The organism is Acinetobacter sp. AKBS16, from assembly GCF_002899995.1.
Lineage (GTDB): Bacteria > Pseudomonadota > Gammaproteobacteria > Pseudomonadales > Moraxellaceae > Acinetobacter > Acinetobacter baumannii.
Window position 1 is genome coordinate 29,803 of the sequence record NZ_POYH01000095.1, and the last position, 17,329, is coordinate 47,131.

Here is a 17,329-nt window from a genome sequence, read left to right on the forward strand (position 1 = left end):
ACACAACAGTTTTTGCATCAAAGCGGATACCCATTTGGGTCACAACACCCTTAACTGTATCGCCTTCAACAATCAGGTCATCAGCCGCTTGTTGGAAAATATCAAGATTTGCTTGGTTTTCTAAGGTCTCACGAATCGCAGCTTTATAGCGAACACGGTCAGCCTGAGCACGCGTTGCACGTACTGCTGCACCTTTACGCGAGTTTAAAATACGGAATTGAATACCGCCTTTATCGGCAGCTAAAGCCATTGCACCGCCAAGCGCATCAATTTCACGAACTAAGTGCGACTTACCAATGCCACCAATTGCTGGGTTACAGCTCATCTGACCCAAAGTCTCAATGTTATGGGTCAAAAGCAAAGTCTGTCGTCCCATACGCGCAGCAGCAAGCGCCGCTTCCGTACCTGCGTGACCGCCACCGATAACGATAACATCATAAACTTTAGGATAGTGCATGAGTACAAAAACACCAGAAAAAAAAGACGGAACATTATAGCAAAATTATCTGCTTATAGATGTACATAATTACAAAATTGTCGTGACATGATTTACGGTAAGCCACATGTTTTGACATTTTGTTTCATGAATTCAATACAAAGTGAATGTTTTTAAAACTTTTTCATTTTAGAATAAAAAACGTACAGCACTTCTATGACTTTAAAATTAACGCAACTAGAAGGAACACAAAATGAAAACGACCATGTTGAAAATCTTAACAGCATCTCTAATTTGTTTTTCAGGCGTCACTTTTACACACGCTGCTGACACGAGCAAAGCCGAAACTCAAAAACAAATTCGAGTGTGTGCAAAAAAACAGCAAGGTGAATGGGTTTCTTACAATCACAACGGTGTAACCTTTAATGGTACTTGCCAGCCGAACGAAAATGGCAAATTACAATTCAAGGCCCCTGCTCCTTAATACAGTTTTGACTTAAGATATAGAGAAATCGTTTTATATTCTTCTATATCACATCATCATTTTCAAAAAGCGGTCCATTAAAGATGGGCCGTTTTCTTTTTTAAACTACTCTAGTCGGCTACAATATGCCTTTAAATAAAATTTTAGGTCCTTTTCGTGAAGTGGTTACAAATACACATTACCGTTGATCAAGAACAAGTTGAATTCACAGAAACACTTTTAATGTCTCTAGGTGCGGTAAGCGTAACTTTGGATGATGCCGAAGATCAGGCTTTACTGGAACCATTACCAGGTGAAACACCACTCTGGAACAAAGTCATTGTTACTGGTATTTACCAACAAGACGAACAAGACCCAATTGATGTTGATACTTTAGAAGCTTTCTTAAAAGTACAACTTCCAGATGTGCCAATGCGTCATGAAGAACTTGAAGATCAAGTTTGGGAACGCGCATGGATGGATTATTATGAACCAATTCAGATTGGGGAAAAATTCTGGATTGTTCCTGAATGGTTAGAGCCACCAGAAGCAGATGCTACAAATATTAAGCTTGATCCAGGCCTTGCTTTTGGTACAGGTAATCATGCAAGTACTTTCTTATGCTTACAATGGTTAGGTAAAACTGATGTTAAAGATAAGATCGTGATTGATTATGGTTGTGGCTCAGGCATTTTAGGTGTTGCAGCTTTATTATTAGGCGCTAAGAAAGTCTATGCGACAGACATCGACCCACAAGCAGTTTTAGCAACTAAACAAAATGCAGAACTCAATGGTGTATTAGACCGTTTATATGTAGGTCTTCCTGAAGAGTTTGATCAAGAATTCAAACCTCAACAAGCAGATGTTTTAGTCGCAAATATTTTAGCGGGTCCTTTAATGGCACTTGCGCCAGAGTTTGCAAAATTACTTAAATCTGATGGTGATTTCGCACTTGCTGGTGTAATCGAAGAGCAAGTTACTGATGTTTCAGGTGTTTATTCTGAATTTTTTGATATATTAGATGTCGAAAAGCGCGAAGAAAACTGGTGCCGCATTTCAGGAAAACGTAAAACAACAAATTGAGATGTTTTAACTCATGAATGAAAAACAAACCCGCTGCCCTAAGTGTCTAACAGTTTATAAAGTTTCTCTTACTCAGTTAACTGTTGCTCAGGGTATGGTTTGTTGCCCTAAATGTAATTTAAATTTTAATGCTCTGACTAATTTAGTAAATGTTGAGCAGCCAGAAACGGTAAACTCATCTGCTTTAGCTCATGGCTCTATGCAAACACGATATATGACCCATTCTCATGTGTTAGATATCTTTGATCAAAAAGTTGAAAACTCTAATATTGATCTTTTGACTTATTTGAATAATTTAAATTACTTCCATAATGAACCTATTAATGCTCTTCCTAATCTTAATTTGGCTGAGCAAGCAACCTCTCCTGAACAAGATAACGGTAAAAAGCATAGCTGGTTGTACTATACGCTTTGGAGTTCTGCAAATCTGATTCTGATTTTGGTTTTTACTTTTCAGATTCTTTGGTTTAACCCTAAACTCATGCAACAAAGCCCTGCGATTAGCCATGCCTTTAATTATGTTTGTCAAATATTGCATTGCAACAAGTCAGCTGAACAATATCAACTTCTTTATATAGAAAAGGTAAAGCTACGTAAAATTGGTACAGAGCATACTCAACTTTCAGGTGTTCTCATAAATCAGAATAATAAAAGTATTGAGTTGCCCAACCTAAAACTCAGCTTTGGCAAAGAAACCGATCAAGAAGAAATCATTTTTACCCCTCAACAATACTTGGTCGAAAATTTACGGGGTATTCAACGTATTCCGACCAATACACCTTTTAGATTCCAAGTTGAGCTAAATAAAAGCAAAAAAAGCCTAGTAAATTATCGATTAGAAATTGTCCACCCCTAATTTGTAAAAAAAGTGAAAAAAAATTAAAAAAAAATGCAGTTAATTTGCTCACTTTTTCCTAGACAATGGTATGATACGCGCCACGAAAGCTTTGACTCATATACTCCTCGCTCTCAATTCAAAAAATATACTGTTAAGCATGTGTGCTTTTCTACATTAAGCGCATAGCCTAACTTTTTTTGTTTTTGAGGGGGCTGTAACAAATATTTAATTATTGTTACGCTTATTTTTTACTCAATACGAAGAAATATGGCAAGCTAATTGTTCTTATGTTTTAGAGTCACTGTTTTAGGATCTAAAACAGGACTCCGTATTTTTAGACCACATTTATATACTACTTTACCCAAGCTAGTATTTGATTTTCGGATTAACTCGCATGAATAGCAAATCTCCTATTTTTACTGCACAATCTGATGTTGCTCTTCGCATCCACGTGGATCGCGCAGTTCGCCATTATTTTGCACAATTGCAAGGTGAGCAACCATCTCAGGTATATGACATGGTGCTAGCAGAAATGGAGAAACCTCTTTTATCTGTAGTTCTAGAATATACTCGTGGTAACCAAACACGTGCCGCAGAAATTCTTGGACTCAACCGTGGCACTTTACGTAAAAAGTTAAAAGCTCACGGTTTAATGAGTGAATAAATGATAAAATGCTCACGGCTTCGTGGGCATTTTTTTTGTGCTTCTAATTGGTTTTAATCCGTAGACTTGAAATTGTTGACTTGAACATCATGACTATTAAACGTGCTTTGATTTCTGTATCAGACAAAACAGGAATTGTCGAATTTGCTCAAAACCTTGCAGCTTTAGGGGTAGAATTATTATCTACAGGCGGCACATACAAGTTGCTTAAAGATAATAATATTGCTGTTGTTGAAGTATCTGAACATACCGGTTTCCCGGAAATGATGGATGGCCGTGTTAAAACACTACATCCAAAAATTCATGGCGGTATTTTGGCTCGTCGTGGTCTAGACGAAGCTGTTATGCAAGAACACAACATCGATCCAATCGATTTAGTTGTAGTTAACCTTTACCCATTTGCGGCTACAGTAGCTAAACCTAACTGTTCTCTTGCTGATGCTATCGAAAATATCGACATCGGTGGTCCAACAATGGTACGTGCTGCTGCTAAGAACCATGCATCTGTCGGTATTGTGGTAAATGCTTCAGATTACGATACAGTTATTAGCGAATTAAAAGCTTCTGGTTCACTTTCTTACGAAACACGCTTCGATTTAGCGGTTAAAGCATTTGAACATACAGCTCAATATGACGGCATGATTGCTTCTTACTTAGGCGCTCGCGTTGGTAAGGCCGAAGGTGAAGCAGATTTATTCCCTCGTACGTTCAATACCCAATTAAACAAAGCACAAGATTTACGTTACGGTGAAAATCCACACCAATCTGCTGCTTTCTATGTTGAAGCAAATGCAAAAGAAGCTTCTGTTTCTACTGCAAAACAATTACAAGGCAAAGAATTGTCTTATAACAACATTGCTGATACTGATGCTGCCCTTGAGTGCGTGAAATCATTTGCAAAACCAGCTTGTGTCATCGTAAAACATGCTAACCCTTGTGGTGTTGCCGTTTCTTTAGACGGTATTAAAGCTGCTTATGATTTAGCTTACGCAACAGATCCAGAATCTGCTTTCGGCGGTATTATTGCATTTAACCGTGAGTTAGATGTTGCTACTGCTCAAGCAATTGTAGATCGCCAATTCGTTGAAGTAATTATTGCTCCAAGCATTGCCGATGGTGTACTTGAAGTTACTGGCGCGAAGAAAAATGTTCGTGTTTTAGTATGTGGTGAATTACCTGCAATTGATGCACGTGCTCCACAACTTGACTATAAACGCGTTAACGGCGGCTTACTTGTTCAAGACCAAGACTTGGGCATGATCACCAAAGATGATCTTAAAGTTGTGACTAAACGCGCACCAACCGAACAAGAAATTGATGACCTTATTTTCGCATGGAAAGTTGCGAAATACGTAAAATCAAACGCTATTGTTTATGCCAAAAACCGTCAAACTATTGGTGTAGGTGCAGGCCAAATGAGCCGTGTTAACTCAGCACGTATCGCAGCAATTAAAGCTGAGCATGCTGGTCTGGTTGTTGAAGGCGCAGTTATGGCATCTGATGCATTCTTCCCGTTCCGTGACGGTATTGATAATGCAGCGAAAGCTGGCATTAAATGCATTATTCAACCGGGTGGTTCTATGCGTGATGAAGAAGTTATTGCAGCTGCTGATGAAGCTGGCATTGCAATGGTCTTCACTGGTATGCGCCATTTCCGCCACTAATTTAAATTTAGTCCTCCCTAACCCTCCTTTTATTCAGGAGGGTTTTCCACAATAATGGAACTATCTCTCCACCTTGAGAAATAGAGGGGGATGAAAAAGGATTAAAGTTAAGGAACAAATTAAAAATGAATATTTTAGTTTTAGGTAGTGGTGGTCGTGAGCATGCTTTAGCATGGAAAATCGCGCAAGATGCCAAAGTTACTCAAGTTTTCGTTGCGCCTGGTAACGCAGGAACTGCAACAGAACCAAAATGCGTTAACGTTCAGCTCGATATTTTAGACAACCCGGCAATTATTGCTTTTGCTAAAGAAAATAATGTTGAACTGATTGTTGTTGGCCCAGAAGCGCCATTAGTAAATGGTGTTGTTGATGCTGCGCGTGAAGCAGGCGTAAAAATTTGGGGACCTACTCAATATGCAGCACAGCTTGAAGGTTCAAAAGCATTTGCTAAGCACTTTTTAAAACGCCACAACATTCCAACTGCTTTTTATGAAGTATTTACGGAAGTTGATGCAGCAAAAGCTTATGTTGAAAAAAATGGCGCACCAATTGTAATTAAAGCTGACGGTCTTGCGGCTGGTAAAGGCGTTATCGTTGCAATGACCAATGAAGAAGCTTTTGCAGCAATTGATGACATGCTTGCAGGCAACAAATTTGGTGATGCAGGCTCACGTGTTGTAATTGAACAGTTCCTTGCTGGTGAAGAAGCTTCTTTCATTTGTATGATTGACGGTAAAAACATTTTACCAATGGCAACTTCACAAGATCACAAACGTATTTTTGAAGGTGACCAAGGTCCTAACACAGGTGGTATGGGTGCCTACTCTCCTGCTCCAGTTGTGACTCCAGACGTTTTTGAGCGTGTAATGAATGAAATTATGCGCCCAACTGTTGATGGTATGGCTGCTGATGGACATGTTTATACTGGCTTCTTATATGCTGGTTTAATGATTGATGAACAAGGTCAACCACGCGTAATTGAGTTTAACTGCCGTTTCGGTGATCCGGAAACTCAGCCTATCATGATGCGTTTGAAGTCATCTCTTGTTGATTTGGTTGAAGCAGGTATCGCAGGTAACTTACCAAGCGAAGCAGAATGGGATGAGCGTAAGTCAATCGGTATTGTACTTGCAGCAGAAGGTTACCCAGACAGCGTGCGTAAAGGTGACGTTATCTCAGGTATCGGTCAATCACCAGAAGATACTAAAATCTTCCATGCAGGTACTGCTACTCGTGAAGACGGCCATATTGTTACTTCTGGCGGACGTGTGCTTTGCGTGACTGCTCTAGGTGACAGCGTTCTTGAAGCACAAATCAATGCTTTAGAAGTATGTGGGCAAGTAACCTTCACAGGTATGCAATACCGCAGTGACATCGGTTACCGTGCTATTGCTCGTGAAAAAGCTGAATAAAAATTTAAATAGTAAAAAAGCTCTCTTATGAGGGCTTTTTTATTTTGCTTATTCACTTATCACAAATATTCATATTAATCTTAATTTTTATTCAATTCTGATTAATAAGATCGAAACATGTCCACTATATTGAATATGTTTTTATTGTTATGATTGGTTAAACCGTTGGAACTTTCAACATCACCAATTTTCCCAGCTGAGAGCCAACCCGGATGGTTGGGATCTCTCATAATCAGGACTTTTTTTACATGAAAAAGCTGATCAGTTTTTTTTTAAGCGTGTCTGTAGTATTACTTGCAGCTTGCGGCAAACAGCAAAATGAACCACAAAATGGCAAAGACTCTGCTCAGTTACAAACTGTAGTCATTGCTTCAACTGGTTCTGACGCTGATATTTGGCGCTATATTGCAACTTTACCGGAAACTAAAGCTGCCGGTCTTAAACTTGAGGTAAAAAACTTCACAGATTATGTTGCAATGAATACAGCTACTGCAAACAAAGAAGTTGACCTAAATGCATTCCAATCTTATGCCTACCTTGTTGCATTTAATGCTTCAAATAAAGATAAGATTGCTCCTGTTGCTACAACTTATCTTGAACCAATGGGTATTTACTCGAGTAAATACAAAAAAGTTGATGAGTTCCCTCAAGGTGCAAGCATTGCTATTCCTAATGATGCAGCGAACGAAGCTCGTGCATTGTTATTGTTACAAAGCGCAGGTCTAATCAAGCTTAAAGCTGACTTTGATCCAGCGAAAGGCACTCCAAGCGATATTACTGACAACAGCAAAAAAATTGACATTAAACCAATTCAAATGGCAACTGCTGTTCGTGTAAAAGACGAAGTTGATGCAATTGTTTTAGGTAATACTTTAGCAATGGAAGGTGGTTTAAATGTGCTTAAAGATTCTATCTATTATGAGCCAGTTGACCAAAGTACAAAGCTGAATGTAAATATTCTTGCAACTGCTGAATCACGTAAAGATGACCCTGTTCTTCAGAAAGTTGGTCAGCTTTACCACACTGAAGCTGTTAAAAAATACGTTGAACAACACTTTGGTGGTACAAAAGTTGACGTGAATCAGCCAATCAGCTACCTCACGCAAGCTAAATAGTAATATAATAGCTGCAACGCGAAACAGGCAAAGACTCTTTGCCTGTTTTTTCTTTTTAGCATAGTTTTTGACGACATGATTCAATTTAAAAACATTTCAAAGCACTATCAGCTTAAAGGCCAAACTATACGTGCACTGGACCAAATTAATTTGGAAATTCCTGAAGGCAGTATTTTCGGCATTATCGGCTATAGTGGTGCAGGTAAAAGTACTTTAATCCGCCTGATTAACTTACTTGAACGACCAAATGAAGGTCAGGTTATCATTAATCAAAAGGACTTCACTGCTTTGGATGCGCGTTCATTACGTCAGGAACGTGCAAATATTGGTATGATTTTCCAGCACTTCAATTTGCTTCAAACCAAAACAGTTGCTGAAAATATTGAAATGCCAATGCGTCTGCTAAATTACAGCAAAGCAGAACGTGAAAAGCGTTTAAATGAGTTACTTGAATTCATTGATCTTAAGCATAAAAAAGATGCTTATCCGGATGAATTATCTGGCGGTCAGAAACAACGTGTTGGTATCGCTCGTGCTTTAGCCAACCACCCTAAAATTCTTTTGTGTGATGAGGCCACCTCTGCCCTCGACCCACAAACGACAAAGTCGGTTTTAGAATTATTAAAGAAAATTAACCAAGAGCAAAAAATCACAATCGTCATGGTAACTCATGAAATGGATGTGATTGAGACTGTATGTGACCATGTTGCTGTCATGGAAGCTGGTAAAGTGATTGAGCAAGGCTCAACCATTGATATCTTTAGTAATCCACAACATCCGACAACTAAAAACTTTATACAAACTGTTTTACATCAGCAGTTGCCTGTAAATATTTTAAATCAACTGGAAAACCAGCATCATCACAGCATTTATTGCTTACAGTTCTTAGGGCGTTCAGCACAAGAGCCTGTGATTCAGTCGCTTATTAAACAATTTGATATTAGTTTAAATATCTTATTTGCCAATATGACTGAAATTAACGGCACCGTCATTGGTCAGATGTTTGTACAGCTTTTAGGTGATCCACAGTTGATTCGTCAGGCGATTGAGTTTTTAGAGAAAAATGAAGTGAGTGTAGTTCAATCAGGAGATCAAGTATGAGAGATTTAATCGTACAGTGGTTAACTGAACTTACTCAACCTTTCTGGCACAGTTCTCTTTCAATTGACCAGTTTGTAACTGCATTGCAAGAAACCTTCCATATGGTGTTCTTTGCGCTTTTATTTGGTGGTATTTGGGGCTTCATTCAAGGGATTATTCTACTTGTAACCCGCCCAGAAGGCATTTTGCCGAATAAATTCATTTATCATTTACTCAACCCAATTGTAAATGCTTTACGTTCTCTGCCATTTATTATTTTACTTATTGCAGTTATTCCACTGACCAAATTATTGGTAGGAACTTCAATTGGTACATGGGCAGCGATCGTTCCTTTAACAATTTACGTTGGACCATATATGGGACGTCTTATTGAGACTTCCCTGCTTGAAGTAAATGAAGGAATTATCGAATCTGCTCAAGCTATGGGTGCAACTCCTTGGCAGATTATTTCGCGCTTTATCTTACCTGAAGCTCGTAGTTCGCTTATTTTGAACTTAACGACTGCTACGATTAGCCTTATTGGTGCAACCGCTATGGCTGGTGCAGTTGGTGCTGGTGGTATTGGTGACTTGGCAATTTCTTATGGCTATCAACGTTTTGATACAAGCGTCGTTATTTTAACGGTTATTGTATTATTACTTTTGGTACAAATCGTTCAAATGCTAGGAAATTGGCTCGCAAAAATGCGCTAATTGAACTCCTAAAAAAGCCCTCTTTTATGAGGGCTTTTTTTATTTTAGAGAGTCTAATTTATAGAGCATTTTATTAGACAGGTTACTCAAGGTAATTTCTGTTATTATCAAAATTAGCCCGTAGATACTGCTTTTGGATTTAGTTTCAGGATAAAAAAATGCGTTATAGAATTCATTATATTGATGTGCAAAATGCCCTACAAAACTATATCTGGATTTTAGAAGATACTGAGACTCATGAAGCTGTTGCAGTTGATCCAACAGAGGCTGAGTTAGTCACCCACTTTTGCCAAGAACATCAATTAACTCTAAAACAGATTTGGCTTACCCATTGGCATAAAGACCATATCGGCGGTGTTGCTGATTTAACGGCTAACACGCCTATGGCGGTATATGGCCCAAGAGATGAACTAAGTAAAATCCCTGGCATTACTCATCCCTTACAACACGATGATCATCTAAAATTTAATGATTTAAAAGTAGAGATTATTGCAACACCAGGCCATACCTTAGGTCATATTGTATATTTTATTGAAGAGCTTAATGCCCTCTTTTGTGGAGATACCTTATTTGCAATGGGATGCGGGCGACTATTTGAAGGTACAGCAGAACAGATGTACCACTCACTAAATCGTCTTGCTGCACTACCCACTGCAACAAAAGTGTATTGCACACATGAATATACACTTTCTAATGCGGAATTTGCCTTGAGTGTAGAGCCTGAAAACCACGCACTGCAAGAACGTGCTGAACAAGTCCGTATGCTTCGTCAAGAAGGTAAAATTACCTTGCCAAGTAGTATTGAACTTGAACTAGCAACAAATCCCTTTTTACGTGCTGAAAGTGTAGATGAGTTCGCTCACTTACGTAGCTTAAAAGACAATTTTTAAAATTATAAGCTTTCAACCAAGATACAGTTTAATTTTAAGAACTGTATCTTTTTGAATAAAGCATGTTGCATGAAATTATTTTTTACATTTATTGATTTTAGATTAATTTAAATTGATTAAATTTTAACCCAATATCATTATTTTAAAATCTATATGAAAAACAAAAACTTAAAATTTATAAATATCCAGATTAATTACATAAAAACTTAATAAATTTATAAAATGAAGGATATTGCTTTATCTATTTTACTTTTTTTACAAGATGCAAAATAAAACAAAGTTTTCCCCCTTTAAAAAATTCGAGTAAATCCCTATTAATAAATAAGGTGTAAGACACGGATAGAAGGAGTTCTCACGTGAAAAAGGTTGTTAAAGCGAAAAATTTAATTGCGTTCCGTATTTGGTTAGAAAAATTAGGGTATTCGGTTAAAAACCTTGCTGATGGAAAAGGTTTTACTTTCAGTTTTAAAAAAGAATATGGCTTAGTGACCTGTGATTTGGCAGGTAATGCTTTAGCAATGCAGTTAGGTGAAGAATTTGAGGATCACTTAAAAGCATAAACCTAGGCTAGTTTGTATACTATTTTTATAGTGTAGATAACTCAAAAGTTCTGCTTTTTAAAAAGTAGTTCTATACGAAAATTTGTGAAATTTTTATAGTGGCTTTCCTTAATAACTATTAATGAGTAGATAGTTTTTAAATTATATTTTTTTGATCATTAAATAATAAAACCTGTAGCACAGCACCTCTCCCGATTTGCCAGTTGCTACAGGTTTTTTATTTCGAATTAAAAAATTAATTCGTTTTCGATTTGCGTAAAGCTTTATCTAGAACGTCCTTGTCCAGAGCTTTGTCCCAACGGGCAACCACAATGGTTGCACATGCATTACCAATTAAATTGGTTAATGCACGACACTCCGACATAAAACGGTCAATACCTAAAATAAGCGCCATACCTGCCACTGGTACAGCAGGTACTACCGATAAAGTAGCTGCGAGTGTAATAAAGCCTGCGCCCGTTACCCCTGCCGCACCTTTAGAACTCACCATTGCCACTAAAAGCAATGCAACCTGCTCACCAATTGATAAATCAACATTACATGCTTGTGCAATAAATAAAGCCGCCATAGTCATATAGATGTTAGTTCCATCAAGGTTAAATGAGTAACCTGTCGGAATGACTAGACCTACTACAGATTTTTCACAACCTGCTTTTTGCATTTTATCCATTAAAGATGGTAAAGCAGCTTCAGAAGAACTTGTACCTAGAACTAACCAGAGTTCGTCTTTGATGTAACGAATTAAATCGATAATTGAAAAGCCATTGTAGCGTGCTACAGCCCCTAAAATGATTAATACGAACAGCACTGCCGTGATATAGAAGGTCATAATCAATAGTAATAAATTACCGATTGATTCAATTCCATACGCACCGATAGTAAATGCCATAGCACCAAAAGCTCCAATTGGTGCAAGTTTCATTAACATGCCAACTAAATAGAAAACCGGAGCCGTGAGGTTATTTAAAAAATCAGTAATTGGACGTGCACGGTCACCCAATGCAGCTAAAGAAATACCAAATAGGACTGCCACAAATAGAACCTGCAAAATTTCACCACCAGCAAGCGGACTCACTAATGTTTGCGGGATAATATTCATGAAAAAGTCAGTGATATTTGTAGCATGAGCCTTTTCAACGTAACTATTTACTTTATCGTTGACTAAGGTTGCCGGGTCAATATTTAGGCCTTTACCAGGTTGAATGATATTAGCCACAATCATACCAACCACAAGCGCAAGGCTAGAGAAAGTAAGGAAATATAGCATTGCCTTACCTGTCACTCGCCCAACTCGACTCATGTTTGTCATGCTGGCAATACCAGTAACCACTGTCAAAAAGATTACGGGAGCAATAATCATTTTGACGATTTTGATGAATGCATCACCAAGCGGTTTTAAGCTCTCGCCAAGTTCTGGGTAAAAATGACCAATTAAAATGCCCAAAATAATTGCAAAGATGACCTGTACATACAAAATTTGATGAAACTTTTGTTTTTTCTGTACCGTTTCTTGGTCAAGGGTATTGAAATCCATTATCTAAATACCTTTTCGATGGGGATAAAAAAATAAAATATAAAGCGTGCACCACAAGCTGCTTTAAATGAAGTGGAGCCATTGTAAAGAATAAAAAACACCCTGTGTCATAAATTTAAAAAATGTAAAATTTAAAAACCATGCATATTTTTGTATAGAAAATATTTATCTCAATAAGTTTCATAAAACTCAAAGTCTTTAAAACTTTACATAAATGCATGTTTATAAAATAATTTAATTAATTACATCATGCATTATCTATGTTTATTTTTGATTTTTAAATGAGCAGAACAAGTATTTCAAAAATAAATGATTAACTCATCCTCATATCAATCTTAAATTATGAGAATTTATTTTTTAAATAATAAGAAAGATTGATATATATTTATTTAATAAAAACAAGGGACTAGTCTTTTTATAGATTTTATCTACTTATTTTTTATAAAAAGACGGTTTAAAAGGTCATATACATACTCAAGACTAAGATCATGATTGGTGAATAAAATTCGAAATAACATAGGTGCAATCACTGCCTCGATGATTACCTGATTAGGTATAGTAAGCTCATTACGTAATTTTGCCCTGTTTTGAATAATATCGAGCTGCTGGATAATTAAAGTCTCACATTTACGGGCATTAGAATCCGAGTTTGATGTATAGAGTACGTCTCGCAATAAGTCTTGCCCAACCTCTGAAGCATATTCTTCAAAATATTGCTCGACCCATGCTGTAATATCTTGTTGGAACGAACCTAAATCTTTGGGTTCCATATCAGGCTTGAGTTCATTTAAAGCTACATCTGAAAATAATTGATTGATGTCACCCCATCGACGGTAAATGGTTGAAGGTGTAACCCCTGCCTGCACTGCAATCATAGGAATAGTAATTTGGCTTTGCTCAAAATCTTTTTGTAGTTCTTTTACAGCTTGATGCACCGCAGTTTGTATTCTTTCGCTGCGTCCACCAGGGCGTAATCCAGTAACAACTTTTGCCATTTATAAACTCTGTAAAGGGATCAAAAAATTTATAAATATTTATAACTATATACAAAATACACTAAAGCTAAGGATTTGCTTTAGTGGAAAAATAATGTATAAAAGCTAAATATTTGCTTTTATGTTATTCATCTTATATGAACAATTCAAGTTCAAAACGGTCAAGAGCTGTTTTTCAATTAGATGCGGCAAGTGCTTTGACACTTAATACCATCACGCTCATGACATTCATGGCTGCATCTAGTGCGCCGACACCACTCTACCGCCTATACCAACAGCTTTGGCAATTTTCACCGGTTACATTGACTTTGATTTTTGCCACCTATGCTTTTACGCTGCTTGGCTCATTACTCATTATTGGTTCTTTGTCTGACTATATTGGACGCCGCCCAGTCATTATTGCAGCTATTACTCTGCAAATTATTTCAATGAGCTTTTTTTTATTTGCTTCAGATGTTTCGATGTTATTCATTGCACGAGGCTTACAAGGAATCGCAACAGGGCTTGCTGTTTCAGCTATAGGCGCAGCAATTTTAGATTTTAGTAAGCTTCATGGCTCACTGATTAATAGTATTGCACCAATGATAGGTATGGCTGTTGGAATTTTTCTGACTTGTTCTATTTTGCAATTCTCTGCCCACCCCTTACAGCTTGTTTTTGAGTTCTTATGTTTTCTTCTTATTTGTGAACTCATTTTAAGTTTTCTTACTCCAGAGACCGCACAAAGAAGATCCGGTGCACTTGCTTCATTAAAACCCAATATGGCTATTCCCCCACAGACAAAAAGCGCTTTATTGAGTATTAGCCCGATTAACATTGCACTTTGGATGGTCAGTGGTTTCTTCCTATCGCTTATGCCATCTTTACTGGCAAAAATTTTCCACACGTCATCGGCATGGCTAAACGGGATTATGTTTATGGCGCTCGCCCTTTCCGGTGCGGTAGGTATATTAACGCTTAGGAAGTCGACAAATTTCCGTATTTTATTAACCGGTACGCTCTCGATTGCTATTGGTGCCATTGTCTTATTCATCGCCATTAACCTAACCAATGCAGTAGTTCTATTTTTAGGTTCTATTATTACTGGAGTTGGTTTTGGTACAGCATTTATGGGGGCTATTCGTAGTGTAATGCCATTGGCACTTCCCGAAGAACGTGCGGGTCTTATGGCTGCTTTTTTTGTTGAAAGTTATTTGGCTTTTAGTATTCCTGCGATTTTAGCGGGGTATTTTGTAGGTAAAATTGGGCTGATGAGTACGGCAAATAGTTATATTGGTTTTATTATCTTATTGTCACTGGTCGCCCTTCTGATGATTATTAGAAATTTTAAAAATAAATAAGCCATAAAAAATAGCCTCACTAGAGGCTATTTTTTATTTACTGATCACGCCAATGCTTTAAAAAGCTTTTCATGTATTTTTTAAATGGCCAAGTAAACTGTTTTACAAAGCTATTTGGAATTTTATAACCTACTGTTCCATATACACTTGCCAAGTGATTCGGCATATATACGGTTTTAAATATGACATCATAGAGTGGAATAAAAGCAGCATAATTTTTATCAATCGCAGGTTTTTCTGAAGAATGATGCCAATGATGAAATTCTGGTGTTGCGATAAACCAACGTAGATATGGAAAGCGAAAACGTACATTCGAATGAATAAAAATCGCATGAAACGAAATAAAAATTAAATAAGCAAAAACAGCAGAAGTATGAAACCCTAAAAGAAAAATCGGTAAAGTGGCAATAAAACGAGTCATTAAGACTTCAACAACATGTAAACGGGAAGATGCTAACCAATCCATATACTCGGTCGAATGATGAATCGCATGAAACCGCCATAAAAAGTTAACTTCATGCATGGCTCGATGCAACCAATACACTGTAAAATCAACCACAATGAGCAATTCAATGAATTGCAGCCAAATTGGTTGAGCTTGAACATACGGCACAATTGGATTATCAGGCAAATGTGTAATCCAATATTGAATTGGCATAACCGTTAAGAAGCTAAATAGTTGAATGCCAATATGACTGACCATGAAATATTTCATATCAGTCACCCAGCCCACTCTTAAGATCTTTTGTTCAGGGTTTTTACCAAAAAATCCTTCAAGGGGTATGAAAATAAAAGCCAAGATGACTAAGGTAAGTACAAAATAATCAATACCTGCATAAAATGGTACACTTGGAATGACTGGAGCATGAATTACACCACAGCCTAATACTGCTGCTATGAATGCAAAGCATAAACCATAAAAGCCATATCTATTTTTTCGTATGATTGCACTAAATGCTCCAAAACCTGCGCTAATAATAATGCCTGTGATCAGGCCATAATAAAAAAGACTATAGTGCTTTGCATAAAGTGGACGTAACTCAGGAGTTGTCAACACACTGGGAAATAAAAAACATAAAGCACCAAATAAGCAAAGTAAACTTAATACCATGGAGATAAAGGCACTAATTTTTCCTAAACCAGCATTAAGCTCTAAATTTTCAAATTTTGCTCTTAATTGATCGGTCATAATTCATATAAAGTTCTTATTATATATAACGCGAATGCTATCAAAGTTTAATAATAAATTGGAAATAACTTTAACCTCTTAGATCAAACCTCTTAATCTGAAAATAAAATTTTAAATAGCTGTAAATTGTTCTTATAAAACTTCAAATATTTGACCTACAGATTGAATCAGCCATTTTCTGGCAATAATATCATCACTACGATTAAACCAGTTTAAGCTCACTTTAAAAGAATCCATAGCAAAAGGTAATTCAAACATTTGGACATTACCATGAGCTAAATAATGCCGAGCTGCTCGCGACGGTAAGGTCACCAACATATCTGAACTCTGCAAAACACCTTGTAAAACACTAAAATGTGGAACCTCTAAACGAATTCGTCGCTTCAAATCCATTGTTTTTAAATATTGCTCAACTTGGATATGCCCTGTCGATGACTTGATGGCAACATGATCTTCTTGCAAATATTGTTCTAACGTCAGTTGCTGTTGTAGCCTTGGATGGTCAGCTCTAGCAATGCATACATATCTTTCTTCAAATAAAGTACGTGTTTCTATTTTGGGCATTATGGTCTGTGTACTATTAAATACGGCCAGATCTAAAAAGCCATCAATAAGCCACTGCTCAACCTTAGACGACTGAATCTCTTCAATCTCAATTTGAATAGAGGGTGCTGTTTTCTGCAAAAAAGCCATAAGACTAGGCAAGAGACAAATTTCCCCTGCGTCAGACAATCCAATTCTGAAAGTTTTATTTGAATTTTGAGGATGAAATTCCTGTGCTTGAGCAATCGCTGACTCAATATTAAAAATTGCTTGATGAAAAATTGGATAAAGCTCATGTGCAACTTTTGTCGGCTCGACACCGCCTCGGCTTCGGGTAAACAACTCGTCATTTAACTGACGGCGTAAACGATTCAAATTATAAGTTACAGAAGGCTGGCTCAAATTCAATTTATCCGCAGCTTTACTAATATGCCGAGACTCGTAAATACAGACAAAAACTTTAATCAAACCTAAATCCATGGTTCTGATCCTTTAAATACTCTAAACAAAGACTTTAACTTCTTTGCTTAGAGTTTAGTTCTTTTTACAGGAATAAAAATGCTTAATTCTTATGGAGATATACTTGAATTTAGCATTACACGTTTGGTTCGATTACAAATACTTATGGCAATAACGCTTAAGGTTGCTAGCACACAAGGAATGGCTAGCGCGATAAAATTATATTCAATGGGTAGATGCAAACTTAAAAGCCAACCGCATAAAATCGGACCTAAAATCGCCCCAATCCGACCTACACCCAAAGCCATACCAATGCCAGTGCTGCGAATTGGTGAAGGATAGAACTGAGCC

At 37.2% G+C, this 17,329-nt stretch carries 17 protein-coding genes and 1 pseudogene; 12 read left to right on the forward strand and 6 right to left on the reverse strand.

The window, feature by feature from the left end; genetic code table 11:
- A partial coding sequence (locus C1642_RS19845; RefSeq protein ID WP_228153971.1) for an FAD-dependent oxidoreductase occupies positions 1-457 on the reverse strand: 457 nt, incomplete at its 3' end.
- A 232-nt stretch (positions 458-689) separates the two neighbouring features.
- On the opposite strand from C1642_RS19845, the gene C1642_RS17335 reads away from it, so the two are divergent.
- The 11 genes from C1642_RS17335 (at position 690) to C1642_RS17385 (ending at position 10,918) form a co-directional block, all read left to right on the forward strand.
- Entirely contained in the window at positions 690-920 is a 231-nt protein-coding gene (locus tag C1642_RS17335) for a hypothetical protein (protein WP_000859008.1), read from the forward strand.
- Positions 921-1,076: 156 nt separating this feature from the next.
- Positions 1,077-1,982 (forward strand): 50S ribosomal protein L11 methyltransferase, encoded by a 906-nt coding sequence (gene prmA / locus C1642_RS17340; RefSeq protein ID WP_103236647.1) that lies wholly within the window; start codon positions 1,077-1,079, stop codon positions 1,980-1,982.
- Positions 1,983-1,995: 13 nt separating this feature from the next.
- Positions 1,996-2,838 (forward strand): zinc-ribbon and DUF3426 domain-containing protein, encoded by an 843-nt coding sequence (locus C1642_RS17345; protein WP_001003277.1) that lies wholly within the window; start codon positions 1,996-1,998, stop codon positions 2,836-2,838.
- 376 nt (positions 2,839-3,214) lie between these two features.
- On the forward strand, positions 3,215-3,484 hold the full coding sequence (fis, locus tag C1642_RS17350; RefSeq protein ID WP_001086304.1) for a DNA-binding transcriptional regulator Fis: 270 nt from the start codon (positions 3,215-3,217) through the stop codon (positions 3,482-3,484).
- Positions 3,485-3,573: 89 nt separating this feature from the next.
- Complete coding sequence (gene purH / locus C1642_RS17355; RefSeq protein WP_000153210.1) at positions 3,574-5,148, forward strand: bifunctional phosphoribosylaminoimidazolecarboxamide formyltransferase/IMP cyclohydrolase; 1,575 nt, start codon at positions 3,574-3,576, stop codon at positions 5,146-5,148.
- 125 nt (positions 5,149-5,273) lie between these two features.
- Positions 5,274-6,560 carry a phosphoribosylamine--glycine ligase gene (purD, locus tag C1642_RS17360; RefSeq protein WP_001024112.1) on the forward strand — a complete coding sequence of 429 codons (1,287 nt, stop codon included), beginning with the start codon at positions 5,274-5,276 and terminating at the stop codon, positions 6,558-6,560.
- 248 nt (positions 6,561-6,808) lie between these two features.
- Positions 6,809-7,675 (forward strand): MetQ/NlpA family ABC transporter substrate-binding protein, encoded by an 867-nt coding sequence (locus tag C1642_RS17365; RefSeq protein ID WP_103236648.1) that lies wholly within the window; start codon positions 6,809-6,811, stop codon positions 7,673-7,675.
- Between the two features lie 75 nt (positions 7,676-7,750).
- The gene (locus C1642_RS17370; RefSeq protein ID WP_000614025.1) at positions 7,751-8,776 is read left to right on the forward strand and encodes a methionine ABC transporter ATP-binding protein; all 1,026 of its coding nucleotides are present in this window, start codon (positions 7,751-7,753) and stop codon (positions 8,774-8,776) included.
- A complete protein-coding gene (locus tag C1642_RS17375; protein ID WP_001205190.1) occupies positions 8,773-9,468 on the forward strand; it encodes a methionine ABC transporter permease in 696 nt (231 codons plus the stop codon). The genes C1642_RS17370 and C1642_RS17375 overlap by 4 nt, the downstream gene beginning before the upstream one ends.
- Positions 9,469-9,626: 158 nt before the next feature.
- Positions 9,627-10,358: a hydroxyacylglutathione hydrolase gene (gene gloB / locus C1642_RS17380; protein WP_001270564.1), complete on the forward strand. Its 732-nt coding sequence runs from the start codon at positions 9,627-9,629 to the stop codon at positions 10,356-10,358.
- A gap of 356 nt (positions 10,359-10,714) precedes the next feature.
- The gene (locus C1642_RS17385) at positions 10,715-10,918 is read left to right on the forward strand and encodes a hypothetical protein (RefSeq protein WP_000758190.1); all 204 of its coding nucleotides are present in this window, start codon (positions 10,715-10,717) and stop codon (positions 10,916-10,918) included.
- A gap of 235 nt (positions 10,919-11,153) precedes the next feature.
- On the opposite strand, the gene C1642_RS17390 is transcribed toward C1642_RS17385, so the two are convergent.
- Together C1642_RS17390 and C1642_RS17395 are read right to left on the reverse strand one after the other, a co-directional pair.
- Positions 11,154-12,452, reverse strand: coding sequence for a dicarboxylate/amino acid:cation symporter (locus tag C1642_RS17390; RefSeq protein WP_000347180.1), 1,299 nt, complete (start codon positions 12,450-12,452; stop codon positions 11,154-11,156).
- 428 nt (positions 12,453-12,880) lie between these two features.
- Complete coding sequence (locus C1642_RS17395) at positions 12,881-13,447, reverse strand: TetR/AcrR family transcriptional regulator (protein WP_001151707.1); 567 nt, start codon at positions 13,445-13,447, stop codon at positions 12,881-12,883.
- Between the two features lie 137 nt (positions 13,448-13,584).
- Here C1642_RS17395 and C1642_RS17400 point away from each other — a divergent pair, with 137 nt between their 5' ends.
- The gene (locus tag C1642_RS17400) at positions 13,585-14,787 is read left to right on the forward strand and encodes an MFS transporter (RefSeq protein ID WP_213064289.1); all 1,203 of its coding nucleotides are present in this window, start codon (positions 13,585-13,587) and stop codon (positions 14,785-14,787) included.
- Positions 14,788-14,824: 37 nt separating this feature from the next.
- Here the strand turns inward: C1642_RS17400 and C1642_RS17405 are convergent, their stop codons facing one another.
- The 3 genes and pseudogenes from C1642_RS17405 to C1642_RS19850 all read right to left on the reverse strand — a co-directional run.
- Positions 14,825-15,976, reverse strand: a complete 1,152-nt coding sequence (locus C1642_RS17405; RefSeq protein ID WP_103236649.1) for a sterol desaturase family protein — start codon at positions 15,974-15,976, stop codon at positions 14,825-14,827.
- Positions 15,977-16,108: 132 nt separating this feature from the next.
- Complete coding sequence (locus C1642_RS17410) at positions 16,109-16,999, reverse strand: LysR family transcriptional regulator (protein ID WP_000363046.1); 891 nt, start codon at positions 16,997-16,999, stop codon at positions 16,109-16,111.
- Between the two features lie 89 nt (positions 17,000-17,088).
- Positions 17,089-17,329, reverse strand: a pseudogene (locus C1642_RS19850) (aromatic acid/H+ symport family MFS transporter); the annotation flags it as partial.

Excerpts from the sequence above, each read along its gene's own strand:
- C1642_RS17410 (WP_000363046.1), bottom strand. The coding sequence starts at position 16,999 with ATGGATTTAGGTTTGATTAAAGTTTTTGTCTGTATTTACGAGTCTCGG.
- C1642_RS17370 (WP_000614025.1), top strand. The coding sequence starts at position 7,751 with ATGATTCAATTTAAAAACATTTCAAAGCACTATCAGCTTAAAGGCCAA.
- C1642_RS17400 (WP_213064289.1), top strand. The coding sequence starts at position 13,585 with ATGAACAATTCAAGTTCAAAACGGTCAAGAGCTGTTTTTCAATTAGAT.
- purH (WP_000153210.1), top strand. The coding sequence starts at position 3,574 with ATGACTATTAAACGTGCTTTGATTTCTGTATCAGACAAAACAGGAATT.
- C1642_RS17345 (WP_001003277.1), top strand. The coding sequence starts at position 1,996 with ATGAATGAAAAACAAACCCGCTGCCCTAAGTGTCTAACAGTTTATAAA.
- fis (WP_001086304.1), top strand. The coding sequence starts at position 3,215 with ATGAATAGCAAATCTCCTATTTTTACTGCACAATCTGATGTTGCTCTT.
- purD (WP_001024112.1), top strand. The coding sequence starts at position 5,274 with ATGAATATTTTAGTTTTAGGTAGTGGTGGTCGTGAGCATGCTTTAGCA.
- gloB (WP_001270564.1), top strand. The coding sequence starts at position 9,627 with ATGCGTTATAGAATTCATTATATTGATGTGCAAAATGCCCTACAAAAC.
- C1642_RS17390 (WP_000347180.1), bottom strand. The coding sequence starts at position 12,452 with ATGGATTTCAATACCCTTGACCAAGAAACGGTACAGAAAAAACAAAAG.
- C1642_RS17375 (WP_001205190.1), top strand. The coding sequence starts at position 8,773 with ATGAGAGATTTAATCGTACAGTGGTTAACTGAACTTACTCAACCTTTC.
- C1642_RS17365 (WP_103236648.1), top strand. The coding sequence starts at position 6,809 with ATGAAAAAGCTGATCAGTTTTTTTTTAAGCGTGTCTGTAGTATTACTT.
- C1642_RS17395 (WP_001151707.1), bottom strand. The coding sequence starts at position 13,447 with ATGGCAAAAGTTGTTACTGGATTACGCCCTGGTGGACGCAGCGAAAGA.
- C1642_RS17405 (WP_103236649.1), bottom strand. The coding sequence starts at position 15,976 with ATGACCGATCAATTAAGAGCAAAATTTGAAAATTTAGAGCTTAATGCT.
- C1642_RS17335 (WP_000859008.1), top strand. The coding sequence starts at position 690 with ATGAAAACGACCATGTTGAAAATCTTAACAGCATCTCTAATTTGTTTT.